Source organism: Erwinia tracheiphila, from assembly GCF_021365465.1.
Classification (GTDB): domain Bacteria; phylum Pseudomonadota; class Gammaproteobacteria; order Enterobacterales; family Enterobacteriaceae; genus Erwinia; species Erwinia tracheiphila.
Genome location: NZ_CP089932.1, coordinates 1,400,497 through 1,416,184, shown reverse-complemented (window position 1 = coordinate 1,416,184; position 15,688 = coordinate 1,400,497). Strand labels below are relative to the sequence as shown.

At 51.3% G+C, this 15,688-nt stretch carries 9 protein-coding genes and 2 pseudogenes; 3 read left to right on the top strand and 8 right to left on the bottom strand.

What is annotated here, in order from left to right; all coding sequences use genetic code 11:
- Positions 1-140 precede the first annotated feature (140 nt).
- Positions 141-1,172, top strand: a complete 1,032-nt coding sequence (locus LU633_RS07390; protein ID WP_016191557.1) for an IS481 family transposase — start codon at positions 141-143, stop codon at positions 1,170-1,172.
- Positions 1,173-1,232: 60 nt separating this feature from the next.
- Here LU633_RS07390 and guaA read toward each other — a convergent pair whose 3' ends face one another.
- Positions 1,233-2,813: a glutamine-hydrolyzing GMP synthase gene (guaA, locus tag LU633_RS07385; protein WP_016191558.1), complete on the bottom strand. Its 1,581-nt coding sequence runs from the start codon at positions 2,811-2,813 to the stop codon at positions 1,233-1,235.
- Positions 2,814-2,891: 78 nt separating this feature from the next.
- Positions 2,892-4,358 carry an IMP dehydrogenase gene (gene guaB / locus LU633_RS07380; RefSeq protein ID WP_016191559.1) on the bottom strand — a complete coding sequence of 489 codons (1,467 nt, stop codon included), beginning with the start codon at positions 4,356-4,358 and terminating at the stop codon, positions 2,892-2,894.
- A 169-nt stretch (positions 4,359-4,527) separates the two neighbouring features.
- Here guaB and xseA point away from each other — a divergent pair, with 169 nt between their 5' ends.
- Together xseA and LU633_RS07370 are read left to right on the top strand one after the other, a co-directional pair.
- Complete coding sequence (xseA, locus tag LU633_RS07375; RefSeq protein ID WP_233485086.1) at positions 4,528-5,937, top strand: exodeoxyribonuclease VII large subunit; 1,410 nt, start codon at positions 4,528-4,530, stop codon at positions 5,935-5,937.
- A gap of 80 nt (positions 5,938-6,017) precedes the next feature.
- A pseudogene (locus LU633_RS07370) lies at positions 6,018-6,639 on the top strand (protealysin propeptide domain-containing protein); the annotation flags it as partial.
- A 911-nt stretch (positions 6,640-7,550) separates the two neighbouring features.
- Here LU633_RS07370 and LU633_RS07365 read toward each other — a convergent pair.
- The 6 genes and pseudogenes from LU633_RS07365 to hisS all read right to left on the bottom strand — a co-directional run bounded on the left by LU633_RS07365 (position 7,551) and on the right by hisS (position 15,645).
- Positions 7,551-9,983, bottom strand: a pseudogene (locus LU633_RS07365) (glucose/quinate/shikimate family membrane-bound PQQ-dependent dehydrogenase).
- 367 nt (positions 9,984-10,350) lie between these two features.
- Positions 10,351-10,569 carry a zinc ribbon domain-containing protein gene (locus LU633_RS07360; RefSeq protein WP_016191564.1) on the bottom strand — a complete coding sequence of 73 codons (219 nt, stop codon included), beginning with the start codon at positions 10,567-10,569 and terminating at the stop codon, positions 10,351-10,353.
- 223 nt (positions 10,570-10,792) lie between these two features.
- Complete coding sequence (gene der, locus LU633_RS07355) at positions 10,793-12,277, bottom strand: ribosome biogenesis GTPase Der (RefSeq protein WP_016191565.1); 1,485 nt, start codon at positions 12,275-12,277, stop codon at positions 10,793-10,795.
- A gap of 216 nt (positions 12,278-12,493) precedes the next feature.
- The gene (gene bamB / locus LU633_RS07350; RefSeq protein ID WP_016191566.1) at positions 12,494-13,675 is read right to left on the bottom strand and encodes an outer membrane protein assembly factor BamB; all 1,182 of its coding nucleotides are present in this window, start codon (positions 13,673-13,675) and stop codon (positions 12,494-12,496) included.
- A gap of 46 nt (positions 13,676-13,721) precedes the next feature.
- Positions 13,722-14,342, bottom strand: a complete 621-nt coding sequence (locus tag LU633_RS07345; protein WP_016191567.1) for a YfgM family protein — start codon at positions 14,340-14,342, stop codon at positions 13,722-13,724.
- Between the two features lie 13 nt (positions 14,343-14,355).
- The gene (gene hisS / locus LU633_RS07340) at positions 14,356-15,645 is read right to left on the bottom strand and encodes a histidine--tRNA ligase (protein ID WP_016191568.1); all 1,290 of its coding nucleotides are present in this window, start codon (positions 15,643-15,645) and stop codon (positions 14,356-14,358) included.
- Positions 15,646-15,688 lie beyond the last annotated feature (43 nt).

The window sequence follows — 15,688 nt, the reverse complement described above, 5'->3', positions numbered from 1 at the left end:
AGTATCATTGCTAAATGAAACGACCAATACAACTAAAGTGTATTAGTCGCGACCAGATCTGACATATAACCTTGAAAGGTTGAGAGTTACCGGTTTTGATATGGGTGTCGAAGCCTTATACAAAACACGAGGTCACTCTCATGCTTCATACTCACAATCCCGTAATCAAACACAAAGCCGGTTTACTCAATCTGGCTGAAGAACTCAGCAATGTATCCAGAGCCTGCAAAATCATGGGCGTTTCACGAGATACGTTCTACTGTTATCGCGAACTGGCCGAGGAAGGTGGCGTGGATGCGCTGATAAACCGTAGTCGCCGCACACCTAACCTTAAGAACCGTACCGATGATGCAACTGAACGCGCTGTTGTGGATTATGCTGTCGCTTTCCCGGCGCACGGTCAGCACCGGACCAGTAACGAGCTGCGTAAACAGGGCGTTTTTATCTCCGGCAGCGGTGTCCGTTCCGTCTGGTTACGTCATAACCTTGAGAACGTCAAAAAACGCCTGAAAGCACTGGAAGAAAAAGTGGCCTGTGACGGCATAGAACTGACGGATACCCGGATCGCAGCGCTGGAACGTAAAGCCAGTGATGATGAAGCCTGTGGCGAAATCGAAACCGCTCATCCTGGCTCGCAGGACACGTTCTGTGCTGGCAATCTGAAAGGCGTCGGGCGTATTTACCAGCAAACGTTCATTGACACGTACTCGAAGGTGGCTCACTGCAAGCTCTACGTCACCAGAACGCCGATTACGGCGGCGGATCTACTGAATGACCGTGTGTTGCCGTTTTATGAGTTTCATGGTTTGCCGATGCCGAGGATACTCACTGACAGAGGCACAGAGTGCTGTGGCAAAGTGGAGCAGCATGACTACCCGCTTTATCTGGCAATAAACGATATCGACCACACGAAAACCAAAGCGATGTCACCGCAGGCCAACGGCATCTGCGAGCGGTTCCACCGGACGATATTGCAGGCGTTTTATCAGGTGACGTTCCGCAAAAAACTGTATGGCGCTCTCGACGCACTACAATCAGGTCTTGATGAATGGTTGGCTCACTATAATAATGAGCGAACCCATCAGGGGAAAATGTGCTGTGGGCGAACGCCAATGGAAACATTACTTGATGGAAAGCGCATCCGGGCTGAGAAGAATTTAAGCCAGATGTAATCTGACAGATACCTGTATAAATAACCGGTAACTGTCAGATCAGGTCTGAGCTAATACAATTCATTCCCACTCAATCGTCGCAGGCGGCTTGCCGCTGATGTCATAAACCACACGGGAAATGCCGTTAATTTCATTAATAATACGGTTAGAAACGCGACCGAGGAATTCATAAGGCAAATGAGCCCAGTGTGCGGTCATAAAGTCGATGGTTTCCACGGCCCGCAATGATACAACCCAGTCGTATTTACGACCGTCCCCCATAACGCCCACCGAGCGCACCGGGAGAAATACGGTGAATGCCTGGCTGACTTTGTCGTACAGCTCCGCTTTGCGTAGTTCCTCAATAAAGATAGCATCGGCACGACGCAGCAGGTCGCAATACTCTTTTTTAACTTCGCCCAGCACGCGTACGCCAAGTCCCGGACCAGGGAATGGATGACGGAACAGCATATCGTAAGGCAGCCCCAGTTCCAGGCCGATTTTGCGCACTTCATCTTTGAACAACTCTTTCAGTGGTTCCACCAACCCAAGCTTCATCTCTTTCGGCAGGCCACCCACGTTGTGATGCGATTTAATGACATGTGCTTTACCGGTCGCGGAAGCCGCAGATTCAATTACATCGGGATAAATAGTGCCTTGCGCCAGCCAGGAAACATCGGTGAGGCGTGTTGCCTGTTCATCGAAGACCTCAACAAACACGCGGCCAATAGTTTTGCGCTTCGCTTCCGGATCGTCAATGCCCGCCAGCGCATCAAGGAAACGTGCTTCTGCCGGAACATGAACAATATTCAGACCAAAGCGATCACCGAACATATCCATCACCTGCCCTGCTTCGTTCAAACGCAGCAGGCCGTTATCAACAAATACGCAGGTCAGACGATCGCCAATGGCACGATGCAGTAACAGCGCGGTAACGGAAGAGTCGACGCCACCAGACAGGCCAAGGATAACCTTATCGTTGCCCACCTGCTCACGCAGGCGTTCAACCGCATCTTCGATAATTTTTGCTGGCGTCCACAGTGCTTCACAGTGGCAGATATCCCGAATAAAACGCTCCAGCAGTCGCAGCCCCTGACGGGTATGGGTCACTTCCGGGTGGAACTGCACGCCATACAGGCGTTTTTCTTCATTCGCGATAATGGCAAACGGGCAAGTTTCCGTGCTGGCGACGGTGACGAAATCAGCCGGTATTGCGGTCACCTTATCGCCGTGGCTCATCCACACGTCCAGTACTGGCTTACCGGACGTGCTGAGAGAGTCTTCGATGTTGTGGGTCAGCGCACTTTCCACAGCGATTTCAACCTGAGCATAGCCATATTCGCGTTCGCTGGAGCACGATACTTTTCCGCCCAGCTGTAGCGCCATTGTCTGCATGCCATAGCAAACGCCCAGAACCGGAACACCCGCCTCGAATACATATGCTGGCGAGCGCGGACTGCCGTTTTCCGTGGTACTTTCAGGACCGCCGGAAAGAATAATGCCGTTTGGGTTGAACTGGCGGATTTGCTCCTCAGTGACATCCCATGCCCAGAGTTCACAGTAAACGCCCAGCTCACGCACACGGCGTGCCACTAACTGCGTATACTGCGAGCCGAAATCAAGGATCAGTATGCGGTGTTTATGAATATTTTCCGTTGTCATTGGATTGTTCCAGGGCAATAGCAAAATCAGGGTTCAGGATTAACAAAGCCCGGCTGTGCCGGGCGCAAAAAAGGGTTATCAGGAGCCCATGCGGTAGTTCGGGGACTCTTTGGTGATGGTTACGTCGTGAACATGGCTTTCTGAAATACCGGCGCTGCTGATGCGAACAAATTCAGCTTTCGTGCGCAGGTCGTCTATAGTACCACAGCCCGTCAGTCCCATACAGGAACGCAGCCCCCCCATTTGCTGGTGGACGATCTCTTTCAGACGGCCTTTATAGGCAACACGCCCTTCTATACCTTCCGGCACCAGTTTGTCAGCCGCATTGTCCGTCTGGAAGTAACGGTCAGAGGAACCTTTCGACATCGCGCCTAATGAGCCCATGCCGCGATATGACTTAAAGGAACGCCCCTGGTAAAGTTCGATTTCACCCGGTGATTCTTCAGTACCAGCCAGCATTGAACCCACCATCACGGCAGAAGCACCGGCGGCGATGGCTTTGGCAATATCCCCTGAGAAACGGATACCGCCGTCGGCAATCACCGGAACGCCCGTACCTTTCAGCGCTTCAACCGCATCGGCTACTGCGGTGATCTGCGGCACACCCACGCCTGTGACGATGCGGGTGGTACAAATTGAACCCGGACCGATGCCCACTTTTACTGCGCTAACGCCCGCCTCAACCAGCGCAAGCGCACCCGATGCCGTGGCAACGTTTCCGCCGACAATTTGCAAATCGGGATATTTCATGCGGGTTTCGCGAATACGCTGTAACACGCCTTCGGAATGACCGTGGGAGGAGTCAATCAGCAACACATCCACTCCCGCTGCCACCAGCGCGTCCACGCGCTCTTCATTACCTGCACCCGCGCCCACTGCAGCACCAACGCGCAGGCGTCCATGCTCGTCTTTGCAGGCATTAGGTTTACGTTCGGCTTTCTGGAAATCTTTTACGGTAATCATGCCCAGCAGGTGGAAACTGTCATTCACCACCAGCGCTTTTTCGACGCGTTTTTCGTGCATTTTCTGCAAGACGACTTCGCGTGTGTCATCTTCACGCACGGTGACAAGGCGCTCTTTGGGCGTCATCACTGCAGAAACAGGCAGATTCATGTCGGTAACAAAACGCACATCACGTCCAGTAATAATCCCCACCAGCTCGTTATTGCCATTTACCACAGGATAACCGGCAAATCCATTCTGTTCAGTCAGACGTTTCACTTCACTCAGCGCGGTATCAGGCAGCACGGTTTGTGGATCGGTCACTACTCCGCTTTCATGTTTTTTTACCTTGCGAACTTCTTCAGCCTGGCGCTCAATACACATATTTTTGTGGATAAAGCCCAGACCACCTTCCTGCGCCAGCGCAATAGCCAGGCTGGCTTCCGTTACGGTGTCCATTGCAGCAGACAGCATAGGAATGTTCAAACGAATGGTTTTGGTAAGCTGGGTGCTGAGGTCGGCGGTATTTGGCAAAACAGTTGAATGAGCAGGAACGAGCAAAACGTCGTCAAATGTCAGGGCTTCTTTAGCAATTCTTAGCATGGCAATATCTCAACCTCAGGATAAATGAGAACATATAAAATATTGCCGCGGCATTATACAGGCCGTAACCGATTGCCTCCAGCTTTATTTACGAAAACTCTTGATTCCAGTGGACAGCCATGTAGTATTGATCAATTAACTCTCTGATTTGGAATTTGATCTTAATCACATGTTACAACCTCCATCCACTCCCATTTTTACCGTTAGTCGCCTTAATAGCACGGTGCGTAAGCTGCTGGAAATGGAGATGGGGCAAATCTGGTTAAGCGCTGAGATCTCAAATTTTTCCCAACCCTCTTCCAGCCACTGGTACTTCACGCTGAAAGACGATAGCGCACAGGTTCGCTGTGCCATGTTTCGCAACACAAATCGCCACGTCACCTTCCGTCCACAAAATGGTCAGCAGGTGTTGGTCAGAGCAACCATTACGCTCTATGAACCGCGCGGCGATTATCAACTGGTTGCCGAAAGTATGCAACCTGCCGGAGAAGGTGCGCTGCGGCAGCAGTTTGAGCAGCTTAAACATAGATTGCAGGCGGAAGGATTGTTCGAGCAGGCGCGCAAGCAGGCCCTTCCGCAACCCGCACGTCAGGTTGGCGTGATTACTTCCGCTACCGGTGCCGCCTTGCACGATGTGTTACGCGTGTTACAGCGCAGGGATCCATCCCTGCCAGTGGTGATTTATCCAACGCTGGTACAGGGCGCAGAAGCACCAGATGCGATTGCAAATGCAATTGACGTGGCCAACCGGCGCAATGAATGCGATGTATTAATCGTAGGGCGCGGCGGCGGTTCTCTGGAAGACCTGTGGTGCTTCAACGATGAACGCGTGGCCAGATCTATTTACGCCAGCCGCATTCCCATTATCAGCGCGGTCGGTCATGAGACCGATGTCACTATCAGTGATTTTGTCGCCGATCTACGAGCCCCCACGCCCTCCGCTGCTGCTGAACTGGTCAGTCGAAACCAGGTCGAATTGCTGCGTCAGCTGCAGTCGCAGCAAACCCGACTGGAGATGGCAGCAGATTATTACCTTGCGGAGCAGAACCGTACATTTACCCGTCTGCATCACCGTCTGCAGCAGCAGCACCCGCAACTTCGACTGGTACGCCAGCAAACAGCCATGATAAAACTTCAGCGCCGTCTTGCAGATGTCATGCTGCTTCAGTTACGTCAGGCAGTCCGCAGGCAGGAAAGCATCGGCCAGCGCCTGCTGGGTCTACAGCCGCAAAGAAAAATTCACCGTGCACAGCAGCACCTGCAACAGATTCTCTATCGGCTACAGCAATCACTTCAGCAGCATATCAATCATGATAAACAGCGTTTTTCTGCGCTCGTCGCCAGCCTCGAAGGGGTCAGTCCGCTGGCAACGCTGGCACGTGGTTTCAGTGTGACCACCGCGCCTGATGGAAAAGTGCTTAAAAATATCCGGCAGATCCAGCCAGGTGATAAATTAAAAACCCGACTGGATGACGGCTGGGTCGAAAGTGGCATTACAGCGATCACGCCGGTAAAAAAACGCGAAAAGTATACTCCTCTTCCTGATGCCCATTCGCAACTTTTCCGGAACACCGTCTGAATTCTGCCAGCGTTTCTTTTGGCAATATATCAGTGCCAACGCATGAATGAGCAACCCTGTCTATACTTTAGCCACATTGTCTGACAGTTCAGGAGTGCAAAACGAAACACAGCGTTATTCCTCCCTGTGTTCTGCGCAAGATTATTAATAACGGCTCAGGACAGCAGCAATACTGTGCACGGAGCACGCTGACTCATGTTCAGACACTCATGCCAGCAAACCGGGTAAAACCGGTGAACACTGGCGTAACGCAACCAGGACAGGTTGAGCGCGAAATCTATGATGCAGAAAATACGCAAACGCTGCCATGCACGCTGGTTCGCCGCGAAGTTCAACCCGATAGCCTGCAGCGAAGCATATGATTATGTGGGGATAACCTATGATTTTTTCTGGCAGGTCTGGCAGCGCAACTCGCTCGAGATAAAGGGCTGGCACTAAAAAGCAGTGTTCATTATGGGATAAATTATCAGAATGCGTTCTGGAACGGTCAACAGACGGTGTTTGGTGATGGTGACGGCGAGATATTTAATCGGTTCACCATCGCACTGGATGTTATCGGCCACGAGCCGGGGCACGGCGTAACGGAATCGGAAGCAGGACTGATTTATTTTGGCCAGGCCGGTGCGTTGAATGAGTCTGTCAGATGTCTTTGGCTCGCTGGTCAAACAGTTTCATCTTCAACAAACCGCTGACAAAGCCGAAGACACGCAATGCTGTGCCGGAAGTGGCGATCGCCGCTATTTTCGGGTGGCCATCTGCTACGCTTCGCAGCAGCAGATAAATGGCGTAGTGATTGTTATCCCCGAAGAACTTGCTCCGAATAACCAGGTCCGACTCTGGCAGGCAGGCCAGTAGACGCAATTTATTGGTCATTAAGCATTCTTATTTATCAAAACTCCACACTCAGTGGCTGGTTGCAGGAGGAAACAAACGCGCCTGCATATTTTTGTAAGTCGAATCGGTCAAAAGTGCACGCCACGCAAATAACGCCATTCCCTGTGATAGAAAACCTGCACTGAGCGGTATGCTAATCAGTCAGCATCCCGCTTTCTGAGGTCTGATCAATGCAGATGAACGACAAACGAGCCGATCACTCCCCGTTCCAGAAAACAGGTTTACTCGCGGTGTTTTGGTCAGCCCCGAGGTCAGGTTTTGGATTATTATGCCGATCTGATGAATGACATGTGTGGCAATAGCGTCTTTAAAAGCCGCAGATGTATGCCACCTTCTGTGCTGGTCAGCTTTCACTCCCTGCTATAAGCCCTGACAAACACTGGCTGACGCACGTTTTCTGGGTGGACGTCATTATCTGGCAATAACGTTGCATTACTTTCATATACGCTTTTTGTCGGTCGCTAAATAGCCACGCGGAATGGCCTGTCAAGGGCATGTCGTCAGGGGCGTTTTTTCTGTTTGACCGCGCGGCATCCGGCCTGAGATCTGTTGCCTTTACCCGGCATGTCACGTAGATCCAAAAGTGAGAGGTAGCGGTACAGGCACAGTTATTGAAGGAAATCGCAATATTCAACTGCGTTCACTTAAGTGTTGCCCGGCATCAGCCGGGCAGTTACTTACCTGAATGCCTGTTTACCTGAGGGACAGCACGCGTAAGCTTACTTATCCAATGCGAACGCAATGACATAGTCACCGCGATCCGGTGACTGGCGGGCACCACCAGCAGAAATCAAAATATACTGCTTACCGTTTTGCGGTGAAACATAGCTGATTGGCCCACCCTGGCTGCCCACTGGCAAACGGGCTTTCCACACTTCTTTACCCGTTGCGGTATCGAATGCGCGCAAATAGTAGTCCTGCGTGCCAGCAATAAATACCAGGCCACCCTGCGTGGCCAGCGAGCCGCCAAGAGAGGGCATGCCCACTGGCATTTGAGCATGCATTTTAATGCCGAAGGGACCGGTGTCCTGAACGGTTCCAAGCGGCACCTGCCAGACTACTTTCTGCGTTTTTAGATCAACCGCTGACAGGGTACCAAACGGCGGTTTCTGGCAGGGAATGCCCAGCGGGGACATAAACCGATTTTTGTTTACCGCATAAGGTGTGCCTTTCATCGGCACCACGCCCATACCGGTGTTAACCGCTTCACCACCGTTACTGACCGCACCGTTTTTCGCCGGTGCAGCTGGCACCATCTGCTGCCAAAGCCCCAGGCGCATATCATTGATAAACAAATAGTGATGGTTTGGATCGGTGGACATACTGCCCCAGTTCATTCCACCAAGGGAACCCGGGAAACTGAGGGATTTATCCGTACCCGGCGCGGTGTAAAGCCCGGAGTAGCGCATGGATTTGAAGCTGATACGACAGGCAAGCTGATCAAAGGGCGTAGCACCCCACATGTCCGACTCTTTCAGGGTTTCATTGCCAATCTGTGGCATGCCAACGGAGCGCGGTTGCGTTCTGGAATACTGTTCGCCGGGGATATTAGCCTGAGGCACCGGCTGCTCTACCACTTTGGTCAGCGGCTGACCGGTCTGGCGGTCCAGTACATAAATCTGTCCTGATTTTGTGCCAATAGCCACTGCTGGCTTGCTGACGCCATCCTTCATCGGGAAATCGATCAGACTCGGCTGCATGGGCAGGTCGAAATCCCACAGATCGTTGTGGACCGTCTGATAAACCTACCTCTCTTTGCCGCTGGTGGCATCAAGTGCCAGCACCGCAGAGCCATATTTATGATCAAGTTTGGTACGATTCACTCCCCACAGATCAACCGAGGAGCTACCCATAGGAATGAACACCGTGTTCATATTGGCATCATAGGACATAGGCGCCCATGAGTTTGGCGTGCTGCGCGTATAGTGATCGCCAGACGCCAGCGGCGCATTGGGTTCGTCCTTACCCGGGTCAAAGGCCCAGCGCAATTTACCGGTGATAACATCGAAACCCCGTATCACGCCACCCGGCATATCCGTACTGACGTTGTCTGCCACGCGTCCACCGACAACAACCGTTGTACCAGCTACCGTGGGTGCCGACGTTAATACGTAACTTGGATCTTTTGCCTCTCCCATTCCTTCACGCAGGTTAACGGTACCGTTGTGGCCAAAATCCGCGCAGGCTTTACCGGTATCCGCATCAAACGCCATTAAACGGGCATCGATGGTGTTCATCAGGATACGACGCTGGCAGGCAGCATCGGCAGCGAGATTAACGGGCGCAGGCGGCACTGAATCCGGGGCAGCAGGCTGTATCAATGGTCTGGTGGCATCGAAATATGCCAGCCCACGGCAGCGCATCCACACTGACGATTTGGCGTTAATTTCCGCTTTCCAGATCGATTTACCGCTGTCGGCCGCCACCGCAATCACGTTATTATGAGGTGTGCAAAGGAAGACAGTATTGCCAACCTGTAACGGTGTTTGCTGATCTTCGGCACCGTTACCATCAGGACTTAGTGGTATATCACCGGTATGAAAAATCCATGCAACTTTCAGGTTGTTGACATTATCGCGGGTTATCTGGTCCAGCGCGACAAAACGGTTGCCACCGGGCGTATTGCCATAATTGTCCCAGTTTTTCTGCTGCTGATCCTCTGTAACCGGGATCAGTGGTAATGAATGCCCTTCCTGCACGGCTGGATGTGGCTGGAACATCTGCACCAGTGTCACCACCATACCGGTAAGCACAATAGCCGAAAGTGCATAAGATGCTCTGGCTGCAGAAGATTTACCTTCATGCTTACGTAATGCAGGCAGTGTGATCGTCGCCAGCAGCAGGAAACCCGCCAGCGTCATTAGCCGCGACACCAGCGGCCAGAAATAAAATCCAACATCCAGTGCCGCCCAGATGACTGAACCGATAAACACCAGAGTAAAAGTTAATACGGCGGAAGATTTGCAGCGAAAAAACTGAATGGCAGAAATAACAATGAAGATACCGGCGATAAGAAAATAAGCGCTTCCACCAAGGGAAATCAGTTTCCCACCGCCGATAATAAAGCACAGGCCTGCTGCCAGAAAAAGTCCTCCCAGCGCAAAGCACCATAACCCCAGCATTTTTGATGCGCGGGAATTAATTTCAGACATAGCAAACAACTCCTTAATAAAATGAGGTTCAGCAGAATTATTTAAATAACGCCAAAAATTGTACCATATGCTTCACAAACAGAGAGATATAAAATTAACAAGCAGTACCTTTTTATATTCTATACAAAGCGAAGTAGATATATAATTTCCGATAACGTTTAAAAAAACCATTCAATCTTACCCAGACAATAAGATAGCGATAAATTTATTATTCAGAGGGAAGTGAATTAATTAAAGGGAGTTTAATAAAACAAGGAGAGTGAAAATAAACAACAATTAAAAAGATTAACCGAGTGATTATTGGAAGTAATTAAATAAAACAACCAACTTACCGGAAGGATAATTTTACAGACCGACAATGATCACATTATGGTCGTGGCAAATATTGCACCCGTTTCTTTGAGATAAGCCCATGTTCCTCTGCGCAAAAATAATCTACAGCGCCGCATGCCTTTAACACCTGTAACGGCTTTGCGCAATCCGGGCAGAAAGGCAGTGCGATAAACGTGTTGTCACAGCATGAGCAGTGAAAAAGCCCTTCATGCATGCTCAGAAGATTTTGGCAAACCGGGCAGACGTTGCTCATAAACATTTCCTTTTTTCTGCATATAAACAGCCATCAAAGAAAGTACCTTTGATTACCCTCTGAAGAGATGGACTACCGACCTTTTAAAAAACCCCGATCTGTACAATCCCGATCTGTACAATTAAGATGCAAAGACAATAAGTCAGAACCGAGAGCTGTTGACAACCACACCCACGACACCCACGGGATGTGGTCATAAAAGGGCCAGATATGACCCTTTAATTTAGCGTTTGTTCTTTTTCAAATGACTTATCAGACGTTTACGCTTGCGCTGCTGATTAGGCGTCAGCACGTTACGTTTCCCGGCAAACGGGTTCTCGCCTTCTTTAAACTGAATACGTATTGGCGTTCCCATAACATCAAGAGAACGACGGAAATAGTTCATCAGATAGCGTTTATAGGAATCCGGCAGATCCTTAACCTGATTACCGTGAATAACGACAATCGGCGGATTATATCCCCCTGCATGAGCATATTTCAGCTTCACGCGGCGTCCTCGCACCATGGGAGGCTGATGATCGTCAGCTGCCATATTCATGATGCGGGTGAGCATAGCCGTGTTTACCCGGCGGGTGGAGCAGTCATAAGCCTCGGTCACCGATTCAAACAGATTGCCAACGCCGCTGCCATGGAGCGCAGAAATAAAATGTACGCGGGCGAAATCAATAAAGCCAAGGCGATAATCCAGCGCCTCTTTTACTTCGTCACGCACATCCTGAGACAGCCCATCCCACTTGTTGACCACGATCACCAGTGAACGTCCGCTATTGAGAATAAAGCCCAGTAGTGACAGGTCCTGATCGGAAATCCCCTCACGGGCATCAATTACCAACATAACCACATTGGCATCTTCGATCGCCTGAAGGGTTTTGATCACCGAAAACTTCTCAACGGTATCAGTGATTTTGCCGCGTTTGCGTACTCCAGCCGTGTCAATTAGCACATATTCCCGGCCATCGCGTTCCATTGGAATATAAATGCTGTCACGCGTGGTTCCGGGCATGTCATAGACGACTACGCGGTCTTCACCAAAAATACGGTTGGTCAGCGTCGATTTGCCGACGTTTGGACGACCGACAATTGCCAGCTTGATGGGCAAATCCAGCGGGTTAAAATCGTCCCGGGTCTCCTCATCAGCCTCTTCAGGGTTCTCTTTCAACGCCAGTGCCGCCCAGTAAGCCTCATCTTCTCCGGCCACTTCACGAGGATCAATTTCATCCATCCACGGCAGCAGCACCTTTTCCAGCAGGCTGGTGACGCCACGCCCGTGGGAAGCCGCAATCGGATAGATATCACCCAGGCCAAGCGACCAGAAATCAACCACCGCAGAGTCAGCATCAAGTCCGTCTGTTTTGTTCACAACCAGAAAGGTCGGCTTTTCACGTGTACGCAGATGTTTTGCAATAGCCTGATCGGCTGCCATCAGGCCAGCGCGTGCATCGACCATAAACAACACCACATCGGCCTCTTCAATCGCCAGCAGTGACTGTCCGGCCATCCGGGTTTCGACGCCTTCTTCTGTACCATCGATACCACCGGTATCAATACAGATAAACTCGCGTCCTTCAACCTCAGCGCGTCCGTATTTACGATCGCGGGTGAGTCCGGGAAAATCTGCAACCAGTGCATCTCGCGTGCGCGTTAAGCGATTGAAAAAAGTGGATTTTCCCACATTGGGACGCCCGACCAGCGCGACCACAGGTATCATATTGAAGCCTCATGACAAAATGAAAATGCCCAACAAAAAAGCGATAGCCAGTACGGCAGCACAACAAAAATGCATCTAACCAGAAGATGCAAATCACTGCGACACTCAGGCTATATCACCCACAGGCTGAAGGCGTAAAGAATACCACGCCCTGAGAAAAACGAAACGGCCCCTGACGGATCAGGAGCCGTGGTAAACCTGTCAGACTGGGTGTTCTCAGCGGGTAATAGCGTAAACTTTACCGCCCTTCGCCTGAATTAACAGTTTGTCACTGGCAACAACAGGTTCGGTCTGAAAGCCTGAACTGTCCACTTTTTGCTGTGCAACAAAGCGGCCATCAGTTGTATTAAGCCAGTGCAGGTAGCCTTCGCTGTCCCCTACTACCAGATAGCCATTGTAAAGCGCCGGGGAAGTCAGGTTGCGATGCAGCAAGTCACTCTGACGCCAGACGGTGACGCCACCTTCTGTGCTCACTGCTATCACGCGATCGTCCTGATCAACAAGGTAAATCCGTCCACCATCAACGATCATATCGTGAACGGAACCAATCTCGCGTTTCCAGATAATCTGACCAGAACGTAAATCCAGTGCAGCGAGGTTTCCGTTATATGCCAACGCATAAACCACACCATTGACGATAACCGGCGTGGTATCAACATCGGCAAGGCGATCGATCTCCGTGGCCCCTGTGGGCTGAGAAATGCGTTGCTGCCAGATGATCTGACCCTGATTCATCATCACCGCACTGACACGACCGTTATCACCACCGACAATCGCCGCACCAAAGGCGGTTGCTGGTGCAGATTCGCCGCGCAGTGAGAGTGAAGGTACATCAAGATTTACGGTCCATTTCACCACGCCGCTGGATTGATCAAGCCCCTGCAGCATGCCGTTGCTGGTATGTACCAGAACCAGACCATCGCTGATAACAGGGCGGGACAGGATCTCACCCGCGGCTTTGGTTTGCCATGCAACAGACCCATCACGAGTATTCAATGCGTAAACCTGGGCGCGTTCACTGCCCAGATAAAGGTGTTCGCCGTCAACCGTCACGCCACCGGAGAGTAAGGCAGACAGATTCTTAGAGAAAAAGCCTGTTTTTTCAGAAAGGTTGACATTCCACTGCTCTTTGCCATCGGCCGTATTTACCGCCTTGACAACACCGAACCTGTCAGCGGCGTACACGGTGCCGTCAGACCAGCCGGGGGGTAGATTTGAGTAAAAATCACCGACGCCATCACCGACAGAAACGTTCCAGACCTGCTGTGGCGTAAACTGATTTTCGACTTTGGGTAGCGGAGACATCTTCACCACGTCTTCTTCACCGCTGAACCATGAACATCCGCTAAGTAAGGTAACTGAAATCAGTCCCGGCAGAAGTATCTTACGCAATTCCATGAAATCCCTCTTGTGCCTGTTGAGGCTATTTTCACCCGAAGTGGACTTAGCCCGGGAGATTATTCATTTTCATTTGCAGCATCTCCCTTAACGTCGGAGACGCGTCAGAGTCGATGCCTTTATGCCAGGCATCGCGGGCACCTTTGGTATCGCCCTTACTGAGAAGCGCTTCGCCACGGACATCCGCCACAATTGCCGCCCATCCATCGCCTTTTACTGCATCAAGCGTTTTCAGCACCTCGTCCGGCTGCTTTAACTGCAGCTGAACCCGGGCCAGGCGTAGATTCAACACGGCCTGAAGGTTTGCATCGGTGGTATCTTTCAGACCGCTATGCAATTGAGCAGCGGCTTTATCTAACTGATTAGCATCAACATAACGTTTGGCCAGATCCAGCGATACCAGAGCGCCATAGGTGTTGTTGTTCTCGCTGGCAAATTTTGCGGCAGCATCCAGGGTTTCAGGTTTGCTGATATCTAACGCAGTGGAAACCTGCTGATAGATTTTTGATGCTTCCTCATTGCTGCCCTGCTGATGACTGCTCCAATAATGCCAGCCGACAAGTGCTCCCACACCAATCACTGCCCCGATAATCAGGGTCTTACCATTCTGGGCAAAGAAACGCTTCAGCGCGTCGACCTGTTCATTCTCGTTGCTATAAACTTCCACGCAAACCTTCTCCTTAAATAGCGGCTGCCTGACTTAACAACCCAGCCAATATGGCTGGCGCTTCGCATTGCGCCACCGTCTGCTGCTCGCCATTACGTAAATCTTTGATCACGACCCGATCGTCAGCGACTTCTGCTTCGCCCAGCACCAGTGCGATACGAGCTCCCCACTTATCCGCACGGGCAAACTGTTTTTTAAAGTTGCCGCCACCAAAATGGGTCATCAACTTTATAAGGGGATCGGCATCACGAAGTTTTTCTGCCAGTTGCATTGCGGCAGACTGTACGCCCTGCCCTGAAGCGATAACATAGACATCGACAATGCGCGTCGGTTCAAATTCCGGGTTTACTGCCTGCACCAGCAGTACCAGTCGTTCCATGCCCATGGCAAAACCAACGGCGGGGGTCGCGCGACCACCCAGCTGTTCAACCAGACCATCATAACGGCCACCGCCGCAGACCGTTCCCTGAGCACCGAGGCTGCTGGTGACCCATTCGAATACGGTGCGGTTGTAATAATCCAGCCCGCGTACCAGACGCTGATTAATGGTATAGACGATTCCTGCTGCGTCCAGCAATTGGCATAAGCCGGCAAAGTGCTCGCGGGAATCGGCATCAAGGTGATCGGATAGCTGCGGCGCACTATTCAGTAGCGCCTGTACCTGCGCATTTTTACTGTCCAGTACTCGCAATGGGTTACTGTACATGCGGCGCTTGCAGTCTTCATCCAGGATATCCTGATGGCGTTCAAGAAAAGCGACCAGGGCATCACGGTAGCTGGCACGCGCCTCAAGCGAACCGATTGAGTTAAGTTCCAGACTGATGTGGTCGGCAATACCGAGCGCTTTCCACCAGCGAGCCGTCATCATGATCATTTCGGCATCAACATCCGGCCCTTGCAGGCCAAACACCTCTGCCCCCAGCTGGTGGAACTGACGATAGCGCCCCTTTTGCGGACGCTCATAGCGAAACATCGGGCCGCTGTACCACAACCGTTGTTCCTGGTTATATAACAAACCGTGCTCAATACCGGCACGCACGCAGCCTGCTGTTCCTTCCGGGCGAAGCGTCAGGCTTTCGCCATTACGATCGTCAAAGGTGTACATTTCTTTTTCAACCACATCGGTGACTTCTCCGATTGCGCGTTTGAATAACGAGGTTTGTTCTGCGATGGGCAGGCGGATTTCACTGTAACCATAGCTGGCCAGCACCTGTCTTAGGATTTGTTCAATACGTTGCCAGACTGCGGTATCTGCTGGCAGATAATCGTTCATGCCACGAATTGCCTGAATATTTTTTGCCACTACATGTTCTCACAATATGGATTGGACAGAGGCGGGAGAGCCA